Genomic DNA, 13,456 nt, shown 5'->3' with positions numbered 1-13,456 from the left:
ATTATGGAATATCAATTATTAGGAATTTCAGGGTTAGTCTTAATCATACTGGGGCTGACCTGGCTGAAAGATGGGGAAAAGATGGACCCCCCTTTAAAAAAGAGAATCATTATTGATTTAACAACAATTGCTTTATTTTGGATTGTTTTTGAGTTCTGGCATTTCTCAAAGCCTAGGGCCTATGAAAATGAAGTGGGTTGGATTATCAGCGGGTCGCTTGCGTTCTTTGGCGCACGAATGATCCAACTCATTTGTCAAATCAATCCAATGTTTCAAGAACTCGTGAATTACTTGAAATCTAAGAATGGCAAGACTGATGTCATCGAAAAGGAAAATACGGAGGAAAAGGAATGAAAAAACTCATTAAAAAAACTGCCATTGGTTTGGCAGTTTTATTCGTTGTTGCAGCAAGTAGACCAGTCTTTGCGGCAGTCGGTGACCAAGGAGTGGACTGGTCCAAGTATAATGGGGACTATGGGAATTTTGGCTATGCGCATGATAAATTTGCCATTGCTCAAATTGGTGGAACTTATGGAGGAGTTTTTGTTGACCAAGCAACCTATTCAACACAGGTTGCCTCAACGATTGCTCAAGGAAAAAGAGCCCATACCTACATTTGGTATCAAGTTGGCGGTTCAAAAGAAGTAGCTAAAGCAGCACTTGACCGTTACCTCCCTAAAATTCAAACACCAAAAGACTCAATTGTGGCACTGGACTATGAAAGTGGGGCAAGTCCGGATAAGCAAGCCAATACTGATGCTATTCTATACGGAATGCGACGTGTGAAAGCTGCAGGCTACACTCCGATGTACTACTCTTACAAGCCTTATACGTTGGCAAACGTCAATTATAAGCAAATCATCAAAGCGTTTCCTAACTCCCTCTGGATTGCGGAATATCCCAATTATGCAGTCACACCAACCCCAAATTATAACTTTTTCCCAAGTTTAGACGGAATTAGTATTTTTCAGTTCACGTCAACTTATGTTGCAGGCGGACTGGATGGCAATGTTGATTTAACAGGAATCACAGATAATGGCTATAAGAATGGCAACCCATCTAAGCCTAATACGACTACTCCAGCTATTTCTGACGGTAAAGAAGCCGATCACGTCAAGGGGAACAGCGTAGAAGTGGGAATGACGGTTAAAGTCAACTTCAGTGCTAAAAGCTATGCGACGGGTCAAGCTATTCCGCAGTGGGTCAAAGGGCTTCCGCACAAGATTGTTCAAAAACAGGGCGATACTGTTTTGCTTGACGGGATCATGAGCTGGCTTTCAGTACATGATGTTGAAACCTTGAATGCCTCAACAGCACCAAATCAACCAACACCAAGCACAGCTACACAAACTCGTGTTGTCCAAGCGGGCGATACTTTGAGTGGCATTGCTTCAAGCTGGGGGACAAACTGGCAAGAATTAGCACGTCAGAACGCTCTAAGCAATCCAAGCTTGATTTACACAGGTCAGGTCATTCGCTTCATAGGCGGTCAGTCTGGGGCTACAATGCGGACTTACACCGTACGTTCTGGTGATAATCTTTCGAGCATTGCTCAACAACTGGGAACAAGTGTTCAAAGCTTGGTATCAGTGAATGGAATTTCAAACCCTAACCTGATTTATGCTGGGCAAACCCTTAAATATTAGAAGATTACCGTCCACCAACATGGGCGGTTTTTTACTTGCTTTTTTTATGGTATACTGATAGTATAATGTTAAAAAAAATAATGATGATGAATAATCATTGAGATAGAAAAGAGAAATTATGTTTTCATCCGAATATCCAAAAAACAATTCAAAAATAGTCGTTACAGATAAATTTGGGAAAGTTGTTAATGCTGGTCCTTTCGAAAATGTTCTACAAGCACAGAAAGTTGCAAATAAATTAAATGAAGAAATTGAGAATGAAGAGGATTACTATAAAGTTGTTGATTTGATACAATAACAAATTAAGATTTCCGAGACTATTGTCATTTCATTCAAAAATCTAACCGTTCGGTCGCTGGTTCGAGCCCAGCAAGAACCATATTTTGATGAGGGGCAAAAAAGGGGCAGAAAGTGTAAAAAAGTATATTTTTTTATCCACTTTCATGCTAAATAACCTCAAATTAATTCCTTTATTTTAAAGTGTTTTAGATGATTATATGCAACTTTCTACTGTTGAATAGGTATTCGACCATTGACGCCTAAGTTTTCTGGGAAATTCTCCAGAGAAAATGCTGACGTAAACTCATTTTTCTCTAAAAAAAGGGACAAAAGCATTCCGTCAGTAATTTTGACAGCTCAAAAAATGACGTCAGTAAAAAAGTCATCCTGTCAGTTCTGACAGGATTTTTTGATGCAAAGTGAAGGTGGAAAATGACAGAAATTTTAGATGAAGGCCCATTTTATCATGGGACAAAAGCAGATTTGCAGGTTGGCGATGTGTTGAGGGCAGGATTTTCTTCAAATTATGATGAAAAAATCATCATGAATCATGTCTATTTCACAGCCTTGGCTGACGGAGCAGGATTGGCAGCAGAGTTAGCGCGTGGCACAAATCCTGCGCGTGTTTATCAAATTGAACCAACAGGACTTTTTGAAAATGACCCTAACGTCACGGATAAAAAATTCAAAGGCAACCCCACTCGCTCTTACCGCAGCAGCGCCCCTTTGAAAATCGTTGCCGAAATCAAAGATTGGAAAAGACCAGATCCAGCAGTTTTGAAAATCTGGCAGGAAAAGCTCAAGCGCTCAGACAAGGGCGAAATTCTCAATTAACAAAAATAAGGAGATTATTATGGAAGAAAATAAAGCACTCGTGCTAAAAACATTTCAAAATTCCGCAGAAATGCTTGACGCCAAAGCCGTCGCAGCACTTACAGGAATTGACAAAGCTGAAGTTACAAAACTCATCGCCAAACTCAAAAAAGAAGGCAGCCTCCACTCGCCGAAACGTTGCTATTATGAAATCACCAAATAACAAGAAGCCGTCAGTTACTGATGGCTTTTTTCGTCAGCAAAATGACCAGAGAAAATGCTGACATAACTCAATCGTTCTACTCACCTCAGAGAAAATGCTGACGTAACTAAAACACTTCTGCCCCCGCTAGAAAAAAACACTGACGTCAGCAAAATAAGGCACGCTTCGCCAAAAAAATTAAAAATTCTTGACAAAAGAAAGCGAACGGAATATAATAGCTAATGTCGTTAATAAATACTATCGTTAGGGAGAAGTGAAAATGGATTATAATAAAGCAGCAGGAGAATTTCTGGTCAACCTAAGAAATCATGGCAAACCCGAGCTTATGCGTCGTTTCAATACCTATTCACACGGTGAAAAATTGGTCTTGGATTACCTCTACAAAAAAGCTGGGAAACCCATTGTACCTAGTGAAATCGCCAAATTTACCAATACAAGCACTGCCCGTATCGCCACGATTTTAAACAATTTGGAAGATAAAAAAATGATTACCCGAGAAATCTCACGAAATGACCGTCGAAAAATCTTGGTCGCCATTACCGATAAAGGACGCTCCACAGCTCAAGCCGTACAAGCTCAAGCTTGCTCAAATCTGGCTCGCGTGTTTGAAGAAATGGGTGAAGAGCGCACCACAAGCTTTATTGAAAATGCCAAACTCTTTTTGGATATTTTCATGAAACAACAAGAAGAAAAAGGAGAAACAAATGTCTGATACAGAAGAAAAAGACTATCATTTAGACATCCATGGCAAACATTTTAGCCGTAACGGAATGTTGCTGTTGATTTTAGTTGGAACCTTTGGCGCCATGCTCATGCAAACAGCCATTGGGACGATGATACCAACCCTGATGAAAGATTTTGATATTTCCATGTCAACTGCTCAAGGAGCTACTACATGGTTCTTACTCGCAAATGGCGTAATGGTACCAATCTCAGCCTACCTCGCTACAAAATTTCCAACTCGCTGGCTCTATGAAGCAGCCTATGGCCTACTTATCGTCGGAATGTTAATGTGTTATATGGCACCGACTTCGAACTGGTGGGTCTTCCTTTCAGGTCGGATCCTTCAAGCCATCGCCGTTGGGGTTACAATGCCCCTGATGCAAGTTGCCCTCGTCAATATGTTTGAACCCAAGCGTATGGGTGCGGTCATGGGACTTGGAGGAATCGTTATCGGAGTCGCTCCAGCCATCGGCCCAACTTTTGCAGGTTGGTTGATTGTTAACAAACTTCATTTATTTGGAATGAGTTTTGGCGGAAGCTGGCGTACAGTTTTCCTGATTCCAATGCTCGTCGTTGCCCTTGTCTTTCTCGTTGGTCTCTTCGTTTTGCATGACGTTATTCCCAACCGTCCAATGAAACTTGATTTTCTCAGTTTTATCCTTTCAATTCTAGGATTTGGAGTCTTTCTTTGGGGCTTCACCAATGTTGCCAGTGACGGATGGAGCGATCTTGCTCACGTCATTCTCCCAATCATTGGTGGCTTGATTATTATCACAGTCTTCTGTTGGCGTCAAACGACGATGAAGGATCCATTTTTGGATATTCGCGTCTTTAAAAATAAACAATTCACCTTAACTACTATCGCCGTAGCCCTTGTGACCATGGCCATGATGGGTGTAGAAATGATGCTTCCCCTCTACCTCCAAGAAGTTCACGGACTCTCAGCCTTTAACTCAGGCTTGACTCTCCTACCAGGAGCATTGATGATGATGGTTGTAATGCCACTAGCCGGTGCAGCCTACGACCGCTTAGGAGCAAGACCATTGACCATCGTCGGTTTCATCATCTTAGGTATTGGGACAGTTCCCTTCATTTTCTTGACAACAAGCACACCAAATCACTTCGTGACTTTACTCTACGGACTTCGTACCGTTGGTATCGCGATGGCAATGATGCCTTTAATGACTTCAGCCATGAATGCTTTACCTGTCAAAGACGTGGCCCAAGGAACAGCATCAAACAGCACTGCCCGTCAAATCGCCTCCTCAGTCGTCGTTGCCCTATTGAGTTCTGTCGCGCAAAACGTGATTACAAACCATATGCCAGCAACTTCCCTAAAAACCAGCAACCCAATGGCCTACGCTGACAAAGCCATCAATGCAATGTTGACTGGTTATCACGCCTCATTCATGATTGGCCTTGCCTTTGCCGTCGTTGGTCTTTTCGTAGCATTCTTCTTGCGTCGTGGAAAAGTTGTCAGCGGGATTCATGAAGAAGACGCCTTAGCAGCAGAAGGAGAGGTAAAATAATGTTAATCTTTATCCTGATTATTGTCTTTACAATCTTAACTTTCTACGGGTTGATGTTTATCAAAAACAAGCCAGTAAGCAAAATCATTGGTGGAACTTCACTCTTCATCCTGATTCTATCCGTTGGAATGCTCCTCTTTCACATCAAAGATAATTGGGGCATGAAAGAAGTTACCACCAGCACAACTCACCAAATCTACACCGCAGGTGACAAAACAGCTGCCTACGGCATGATGATAAAAGCTGAAATCGGTAAAAACACAGGCAACTACGTCCTTATTTATCGAAATGATAAAAATTCAGCCAAACCTGACACCAACTTCAAACCCGACCAAAAAAATATCATTGAAGCAGTCAAAAAAACAGCCACTTATAAGCTGACAGACAGCGAAAAAGCCACTGTAACCACGACCACAACACGTCGCGTGTGGAAATCAGACCTCTTCAAAAATCTCTTTAGCGTTGGCGATGAAAATAAAGAATTGGTTAAACAACACTCCGTTGTCTCTGTTCCTAAAGCCACATGGCTTGTCTTAACCCAAGATCAAGTCGAAAAACTGGCCAAAGAAGCACCAGCGATGCAAAAGCAAATGGAAGCTCAACTCAAAGCAAATCCAGAAAAAGCAGCCGAGCTCGCCCAACTTCAAAAAACAGACCCAACAGCATACGCAAAAATGCAAGTAGAACAAATCAAACAGCTACTGGGTATAAAAAACTGAATATATGAAAAGGAAGGTTCTCTTAATAAGAAGGAGAGCTTTTTTTTATGATATAAAGTAAACATAGTTTAGACAAAAGCTCGTATCTCAGGTGTGTTATAATAGGAAGAGAAGAAATTGAGAAATGAGAAATATGGAAAAATTATCTGATGCGGAGATGTACGCTTGGAATTTTTTGGAAGACAATAAATCTAAGGTGCAACGTTCATCAATCACTCAAATTGCAGAAGAAGGGCACGTGAGTACGGCAACGATTGTGCGTAGTCTAAAAAAACGTGGTTTTGAAGGCTTTTCAGATTATAAAAACCAACTCAAGCGCGAAAATATGACGGATAAGCGGGGGGAAGTCCGTGGTCTGTCTAAGGAAGCAAATGCTTTTGTGTATAAAAATATCGATGAGGTTACACGGACAATCAATCTGCTGGATGCGCAGGATCTAACTGCTGTTTTGGCTAACTTGACACGAGCAAAGACAATCATGGTGATTGCACGCGGACCAAGCACGGGTGTTGCAGATGATTTGACGCATCGTTTGCAGTCACTGGGGAAAAATGCGGTGAGTCGCTATTATGATAGTATGATGGACTATGCGGACAAGTTGACGGCGGATGATATGGTAATTGCATTGAGTTCGTCAGGCAATACTGCTCGTTTGATTGCTGCAGTAAAGAAAGCACAAAAACAAGGGGCAAGGGTGTTGACGATTACTTGTAATTATCAAAGTGAACTTGCGCAGTTGAGCGACTTGTTATTGCTTGCTTATAAGTCAAAGTTGGAAAAATCGGCCCTTCTTGGAGATGCGGCAAGTCGAATGACTTTGGAATTAGTTTGTCGGATTTTACTTGATTTGTATGCAATTTTTGAGGAAAAAGGGACAATCAGTGACTGAGCTTTGTAAAAGTTTTCGGTTGTGTTTGCGGGGATATGAAAAGCTTTTTTGTAAGAGTTTTTGTATAATAGAGTAAGTTAATGTTGTTAGTTAGTATAATTTTAGAAATTGGAGATAATAATGTCTAAAAAGTTTAATCGTGTTCATCTCGTTGTTATGGACTCTGTCGGCATTGGTGCTGCACCTGATGCAGATAAATTTTTCAATCATGATGTGGAAACACATGAAGCAATCAATGATGTCAATTCAGATACGATTGGTCATATTTCGGAGCTTCGTGGGCTTAAAGTTCCCAACTTAGAAAAATTGGGCTGGGGAAATATTCCGCGGGAAAATCCGCTCAAAACGATAGCAAAAGTGGAACAACCTGCTGCTTATGTCACAAAATTGGAAGAAATTTCGAAGGGTAAAGATACAATGACAGGCCACTGGGAAATTATGGGCTTGAATATTCAAACTCCATTCCCAACTTATCCTGAGGGTTATCCTGAAGATTTATTGGAAAAAATTGAAGCATTTTCTGGTCGTAAAATTATTCGAGAAGCAAACAAACCATACTCTGGTACGGCTGTAATTGATGATTTTGGTCCACGCCAATTGCAAACTGGAGAACTGATTATCTATACTTCGGCTGATCCGGTTTTGCAAATTGCTGCTCATGAAGATGTTATTTCGCGTGAAGAGCTTTATAAGATTTGTGAATATGTGCGCTCAATTACGCTGGAAGGTTCTGGAATTATGATTGGTCGGATTATTGCCCGTCCTTATATCGGAGAAGCGGGGAACTTCGAGCGGACTGATGGACGTCGTGACTACGCTTTATCACCATTTGCTGAAACGGTTTTGGAGAAACTTTACAATGCGGGTGTCGACACTTATTCTGTTGGGAAAATCTCTGATATTTTCAATACAGTGGGTGTGAAATATGATATGGGCCACAACCACAATGACATGGATGGTGTAGATCGATTGCTCAAAGCGATGGCTAAGCCAGAATTTACTGAAGGATTCTCTTTTACAAATTTAGTTGATTTTGATGCAAAATATGGTCATCGTCGTGATGTTGAAGGTTATGGAAAAGCAATTGAAGATTTTGATGGACGCTTGCCTGAAATCATTGATTTGATGCAAGAAGATGACTTGTTGATGATTACTGCTGACCATGGAAACGATCCATCATATGTTGGAACAGATCACACACGTGAGTATATTCCACTTGTTATTTTTTCTAAAGCTTTGAAAGAACCAAAAGTTTTGCCTGTTGGACATTTCGCAGATATTTCGGCTACAATTGCTGAGAATTTCGGGGTTGATAAGGCACAAACGGGTGATTCTTTCTTGGATGCCTTGGTTTAATAAATCAAAAACATGTTTGAAGAGGAATCACTAAAAGAAAAAGTCCTCTATTCAATGGGCTTAGCTGCCTTTGCGGCTACCGAGATGAACAGATGCCTGCCTTGATTTTCGGTAAGAAAGGATACATTATGGATAAAAATGATGTTAAACAACGTTTTGAAAAGATTTCAGGAGGATTGTCAGGGATGGCAGTTATCGTGGATAAAGAAACGGGTATTGAGTATCTGTTCTGTGCTGGAAGTGGCGGGGGCGGTGGTTTATCCGTTCTCTTAGATCGTGAAGGAAAGCCCAAGATTCATCAAAACTATCGTTAAAAAAACGCTGACAGATTTGTTAGTGATTAAAAAGTGAAAAGAAAAGGAAATTTAAAAATGCCAACACCACATATTGAAGCTCAAAAAGGCGAAATCGCAGACAAAATTCTCTTGCCAGGAGATCCACTCCGTGCTAAATTTATCGCTGAAAACTTCCTTGAGGATGCTGTCCAATTTAACCAAGTGCGTGGAATGCTTGGTTTTACAGGGACTTACAAGGGACATCGTGTTTCTGTCATGGGAACTGGGATGGGGATTCCATCAATTTCAATTTATGCTAATGAATTGATTACTGAATATGGTGTGAAAAAATTGATTCGTGTCGGAACTGCGGGTTCTGTAAATGAAGATGTTCATATTCGCGACCTTGTAATCGGTCAAGCAGCGGCTACGACTTCGGCGATTGTTCGTCATGATTTCCCTGATTTTGATTTCCCGCAAATTGCTGATTTTGATTTGCTGGATAAAGCTTATCATATCGCTAAAGATTTGGGAATTACGACTCACGTTGGTAACATCCTTAGCTCAGATTTGTTCTACGGCGGTCCTGATGCGGTTAAAGTTGGAAAATTGGGCGTTAAAGCTGTCGAAATGGAAGCTGCGGGTCTTTATTATCTTGGTGCTAAATATAAAGTGCAAACTTTGGGAATCATGACAATTTCTGATCATATCTTGACAGGAGAGTCTACGACATCTGAAGAACGTCAATTGACCTTTACAGATATGATGAAAGTCGGTTTAGAAACTTTGATTGCGGAGTAAGGTTTAGATTGGTTTCGCCATTGGCGTAATAAAATAATGGTTTAAAATGGGATCTTGTTGATAGCGACAGATCCTTTTTCTTAAAATAGAAAGACTAGAGGAAGAAAGATGAAATATGAGGGTTTTATCAAAGAAGCTGGCTTAGATGAGAAAAATTTTCGCTGGGCCTGGGCTTTTTGCAATGAAGTAAATGCAGAAATCACGGAACCGGAGCTTGCGGATGAACTTTTGGATTTAGTTTTGCAAGGGAAAAAGACAGCAACGGCAAGCGCTCTTTTGGATTATGGGCCGGATGAGCCGTTGCCAACGGTTGATGGAAAATTTGATATTTTATTGGATGGTCAAGGACAGCCACGAGCTGCAATCACAACTTCAAAGGTTTATATCAAAAAATTTACTGAAGTTACTGAGCAGCACGCTTTTAAAGAAGGTGAAGGGGATAGAAGTCTTGCCTACTGGCGACAAGTGCATCAAGAATTTTGGGGAGGTTTTAAGCTTTTTAATCCTGAAATGGAAGTTGTCTGTGAAGAATTCAAAGTTTTATATGCTAAAAAATAAATGAATTGGCTTATTTCCGAACAATTTTTCTACAAAAGTTCAAAATGAAGGTTTTGCTGCGTAAATAAGGAAGAATTTTGTTAGAATAATATTAAAATTATCATTCTTAGAGGAGACTGAGGAGAATTATGAAATCAGATATTGAAATTGCCCAAGAAACAGCCATTTGCCCTATTACAACAATTGCTGAAAAAATTGGTTTGACTTTTGACGACATCGAACTTTTTGGTAAGTATAAAGCTAAAATTCCTTTAGAGGTCTTAGAAAAATTTGATAAAAAAGCAGAAGGTAAGCTTGTTTTGGTGACATCAATCAACCCGACTCCTGCAGGTGAGGGAAAATCAACGGTGACGGTTGGCTTAGCGGATGCTTTTGCGCGGCAAGGGGGAAGCGTCATGGTAGCCTTGCGTGAGCCATCACTTGGACCTGTCATGGGAATCAAGGGTGGTGCTGCTGGTGGCGGTTATGCGCAAGTACTACCTATGGAAGATATCAATCTTCATTTCACAGGAGATATTCACGCGATTACCACTGCCAATAATGCGATTGCGGCTTTTTTGGATAATTCGCTTCATCAAGGAAATCCTTTGCAGATTGATCCACGGCGAATTTTGTGGAAACGCGTGCTTGATTTGAATGATCGGGCTTTGCGTCATGTGACGGTTGGTTTAGGTGGGCCTTTGAATGGTATTCCACGTGAGGATGGTTTTGATATTACTGTGGCGAGTGAAGTCATGGCGGTGCTTTGTCTGGCAACCTCAATTGAGGATTTGAAGGGACGTTTGGGTAAAATTGTCATTGCGCAAACTTATGATAGAAAACCTGTAACAATCGACGATTTGGGTGTTGCGGGGGCAATTGCGATGCTGTTGAAAGATGCGCTCAAACCTAATCTGGTTCAAACGATTGAAGGAACGCCAGCATTGATTCATGGTGGGCCTTTCGCCAATATTGCCCATGGATGTAATTCTGTTCTGGCGACTAAAACAGCGCTTAAATTGGCGGATATTGTAATTACAGAAGCTGGTTTTGGTGCGGACTTGGGCGGCGAGAAATTCTTGGACATCAAAACGCGGCAATTGGGCAAGACGCCAGATGCGGTCGTCATCGTTGCAACTTTACGTGCTTTGAAAATGCATGGTGGGGTGGACAAAAAAGAATTGACTGCAGAAAATGTTGAAGCAGTTAAGACTGGTTTTGCTAATCTAAAACGACATATTGAAAATATGCAAGCCTTCGGTTTGCCTGTTGTGGTAGCTATCAATCAGTTTGCCTCAGATACAGAAGCTGAAATTTCAACGTTAACTGCACTTGTGGAAGCGCTTGGTGTAGAGATTTCACTGACGCAAGTCTTTGCTAAAGGCGGAGAAGGTGGCTTGGCTTTGGCCAAAAAGCTATCTGCTATGTTACAAGAAAAAACGGATTTCCGTTATCTTTATGAGTTGGAGACAAGTGTTTCTGATAAAATTAACAAAATTGTGACAGAAATTTATGGCGGTTCCAAAGTCAATTTTTCAGTGAAAGCAAAGCGTCAATTGCGAGAAATTAGCGAAAATGGCTGGGATAATTTACCCGTTTGTATGGCTAAAACTCAATATTCATTTTCAGATCAGGCCAGTTTGCTGGCAGCTCCGGAAGGTTTTGAAATAACGGTTCGTGAGCTGATTCCTAAAATTGGTGCTGGGTTTATTGTGGCACTTTTGGGAGATATCATGACGATGCCTGGCTTGCCTAAAGCACCTGCTGCGCTGAAAATGGACGTTTCGAATGATGGCAAAATTTCGGGCTTATTCTGAAAACGTTTTTAAGTGTAGAAGTTGCAAACAGATTAAGTGGAAATTTTTTTGGTAACAAATCTTCCAAAGATTAAAAGTCTGTAAAACCGCTTGTAGAGCGGTTTTTTTAATGTTATACTAGCTAGCAATGTTGAAAAAATTTATTTTTGCAGGGGCAATTCTGACCAGTTTTGCTTTCTTACCTGCACCGACTGCTAAGGCGGATTCGGTCTTAAATGTGTCAAAAACAAGTTCCCTTAATTCACTGACGAAAATATCTGAGGCGACAGATTCGCTGACGGCTTTGACGGAAACGATGGATAAAACCGTCAGCACCATTTCCCAAGAGAATTTACTGACGAATAATCAAAACCGAGCAGATAAGTTGGTAAGCACAGCCAAAAAATATCTAGGTGTTCCTTACGTGTGGGGTGGGACTACTCCAGCAGGCTTTGATTGTTCAGGTTTTACAAGCTATGTCTATCGGGAAGCGCTTGGTAAAGAAATTGGACGAACGACTTGGAATCAAATTGATAGTGGTCAAAGAATTTCGCTCAGTGCTGCCAAAGTTGGCGACTTAATTATTTTTTATGGAGGAGACCATGTGGGAATTTATCTCGGAAATGGTCAAGTCATCCACGCACCACAGCCGGGTGAATCAGTCAAAATCAGCAGTGTGAGTGAGATGCCAGCAGATTTTGCTTTAGAATATTAAGATAAGAAATAGCTTACGGGCTATTTTTTTCTCCTTCAATGAATTTATTCTTGGTCATAAGTTTTTTTTATAGCAAATGATTTAAGTCCGTGTTAAGATAGATTTATCAAAATTTTTAGAGGAGAACTTTATGAGAACATCACTCAAGGTCACATTTGCCGCCCTTTCACTTATCGCAGCAGGAACTTTGGCTGCTTGCTCCAGTTCAAGCTCAAAGGATTCAAAAAGTCAAACGCCTATCGTAGTTGCGACGGACGGAGCAACGAAACCTTTTACTTACTCAGATAGTCAAGGCAACGTGACGGGCTATGATATTGAAGTGGCACGTGCTGTTTTCAAAAAGTTGCCCCAATACAAAGTGAAATTCCAAGTGACTGATTTCTCAGGAATCACACCAGGAATTGACGCTGGTCGTTATCAAATGGGTGCCAATGATTTTGGTTGGCAAAAAGAACGCGCTGAAAAATACAACTTTTCTTATCCTTTGTCAAAATCAAATAATGCAGTTCTTGTAAAATCAGGAACTTACAAAACTTTAGGAGATTTAGCTGGTAAATCAACCATCGGAAACCCTGCATCAAACTACACCAAATCAATTTTGGATTGGAACAAAGCCAATCCAGACAAAAAAATCAATGTCAGCTACTCTTCTGACAGCACATCAGTCAATACTCGTTTTACTCAAGTGGAATCAGGAAAAATTGACTTCATGCTTTATGACAAAATTTCGCTGAAATCTGCCATCAAAGATCAAGGTTTTGAGAATTTGAAAATTCAAGATATTGATATGAATACGGGAGATCCAGAACACGATGGCTATGAATACTTCTTATTTGCCAAAGATGAAGCGGGTCAAAAGTTACAAAAAGCAGTCAATAAAGAACTGGCCAAGCTGCAAGCTGATGGGACTTTAGCTAAGATTTCTAAAAAATATTTAGGTGGTGACTTCGTACCAAAAGCAGAACTGTTCAAATAAAACAGTCCCGTCCAGAGAAAATGCTGACGAAACTGTGCAAGCTATAAATCGCATAGAGAAAATGCTGACGAAACTACAAAATGATTTCGTCAGTAAAATTTCTGACGCTTTTAGTAAAAAATAGAAGAAAAAATGAGTTATTTTTTGTATAATAGTACAAGAGATGCTCAGAAAAAATA

The 13,456-nt window shown here is 40.6% G+C and carries 16 protein-coding genes; all 16 read left to right on the top strand.

From position 1 onward, the window contains the following. Window positions 1-3 precede the first annotated feature (3 nt). The 16 genes from EQJ87_RS02525 (at window position 4) to EQJ87_RS02450 (ending at window position 13,277) form a co-directional block, all read left to right on the top strand. Window positions 4-354, top strand: coding sequence for a holin (locus tag EQJ87_RS02525; RefSeq protein ID WP_130123202.1), 351 nt, complete (start codon window positions 4-6; stop codon window positions 352-354). Continuing rightward, window positions 351-1,646, top strand: coding sequence for a LysM peptidoglycan-binding domain-containing protein (locus EQJ87_RS02520; RefSeq protein WP_130123201.1), 1,296 nt, complete (start codon window positions 351-353; stop codon window positions 1,644-1,646). The genes EQJ87_RS02525 and EQJ87_RS02520 overlap by 4 nt, the downstream gene beginning before the upstream one ends. Window positions 1,647-1,764: 118 nt before the next feature. Beyond that, the gene (locus tag EQJ87_RS02515) at window positions 1,765-1,944 is read left to right on the top strand and encodes a hypothetical protein (RefSeq protein WP_130123200.1); all 180 of its coding nucleotides are present in this window, start codon (window positions 1,765-1,767) and stop codon (window positions 1,942-1,944) included. A 413-nt stretch (window positions 1,945-2,357) separates the two neighbouring features. After that, on the top strand, window positions 2,358-2,759 hold the full coding sequence (gene arr, locus EQJ87_RS02510; protein ID WP_130123199.1) for an NAD(+)--rifampin ADP-ribosyltransferase: 402 nt from the start codon (window positions 2,358-2,360) through the stop codon (window positions 2,757-2,759). Between the two features lie 19 nt (window positions 2,760-2,778). Beyond that, window positions 2,779-2,961 (top strand): MarR family transcriptional regulator, encoded by a 183-nt coding sequence (locus EQJ87_RS02505; protein WP_130123198.1) that lies wholly within the window; start codon window positions 2,779-2,781, stop codon window positions 2,959-2,961. 259 nt (window positions 2,962-3,220) lie between these two features. After that, the gene (locus tag EQJ87_RS02500) at window positions 3,221-3,673 is read left to right on the top strand and encodes a MarR family winged helix-turn-helix transcriptional regulator (protein WP_130123197.1); all 453 of its coding nucleotides are present in this window, start codon (window positions 3,221-3,223) and stop codon (window positions 3,671-3,673) included. After that, window positions 3,666-5,213 (top strand): MDR family MFS transporter, encoded by a 1,548-nt coding sequence (locus tag EQJ87_RS02495; RefSeq protein ID WP_130123196.1) that lies wholly within the window; start codon window positions 3,666-3,668, stop codon window positions 5,211-5,213. The genes EQJ87_RS02500 and EQJ87_RS02495 overlap by 8 nt, the downstream gene beginning before the upstream one ends. Continuing rightward, window positions 5,213-5,932: a DUF4811 domain-containing protein gene (locus tag EQJ87_RS02490; protein WP_130123195.1), complete on the top strand. Its 720-nt coding sequence runs from the start codon at window positions 5,213-5,215 to the stop codon at window positions 5,930-5,932. The genes EQJ87_RS02495 and EQJ87_RS02490 overlap by 1 nt, the downstream gene beginning before the upstream one ends. Before the next feature lie 133 nt (window positions 5,933-6,065). Continuing rightward, on the top strand, window positions 6,066-6,821 hold the full coding sequence (locus tag EQJ87_RS02485) for a MurR/RpiR family transcriptional regulator (protein ID WP_130123194.1): 756 nt from the start codon (window positions 6,066-6,068) through the stop codon (window positions 6,819-6,821). Between the two features lie 120 nt (window positions 6,822-6,941). Next, a complete protein-coding gene (locus EQJ87_RS02480) occupies window positions 6,942-8,177 on the top strand; it encodes a phosphopentomutase (protein WP_130123193.1) in 1,236 nt (411 codons plus the stop codon). A 92-nt stretch (window positions 8,178-8,269) separates the two neighbouring features. Further along, window positions 8,270-8,491: a DUF6440 family protein gene (locus EQJ87_RS02475; protein WP_223804486.1), complete on the top strand. Its 222-nt coding sequence runs from the start codon at window positions 8,270-8,272 to the stop codon at window positions 8,489-8,491. A 57-nt stretch (window positions 8,492-8,548) separates the two neighbouring features. Next, window positions 8,549-9,253 carry a purine-nucleoside phosphorylase gene (gene deoD / locus EQJ87_RS02470; RefSeq protein ID WP_130123192.1) on the top strand — a complete coding sequence of 235 codons (705 nt, stop codon included), beginning with the start codon at window positions 8,549-8,551 and terminating at the stop codon, window positions 9,251-9,253. A 108-nt stretch (window positions 9,254-9,361) separates the two neighbouring features. Further along, window positions 9,362-9,811: an ASCH domain-containing protein gene (locus EQJ87_RS02465; protein ID WP_130123191.1), complete on the top strand. Its 450-nt coding sequence runs from the start codon at window positions 9,362-9,364 to the stop codon at window positions 9,809-9,811. 128 nt (window positions 9,812-9,939) lie between these two features. Then, a complete protein-coding gene (locus tag EQJ87_RS02460; protein ID WP_130123190.1) occupies window positions 9,940-11,607 on the top strand; it encodes a formate--tetrahydrofolate ligase in 1,668 nt (555 codons plus the stop codon). A gap of 127 nt (window positions 11,608-11,734) precedes the next feature. Continuing rightward, window positions 11,735-12,301, top strand: a complete 567-nt coding sequence (locus EQJ87_RS02455) for a C40 family peptidase (protein ID WP_130123189.1) — start codon at window positions 11,735-11,737, stop codon at window positions 12,299-12,301. 130 nt (window positions 12,302-12,431) lie between these two features. Continuing rightward, entirely contained in the window at window positions 12,432-13,277 is an 846-nt protein-coding gene (locus EQJ87_RS02450) for an amino acid ABC transporter substrate-binding protein (protein ID WP_130123188.1), read from the top strand. Window positions 13,278-13,456 lie beyond the last annotated feature (179 nt).

This window comes from Lactococcus sp. S-13, from assembly GCF_004210295.1.
Classification (GTDB): domain Bacteria; phylum Bacillota; class Bacilli; order Lactobacillales; family Streptococcaceae; genus Lactococcus.
The sequence above is the reverse complement of the archived record's forward strand: the minus strand, read 5'-3'. Positions and strand labels throughout refer to the sequence as shown.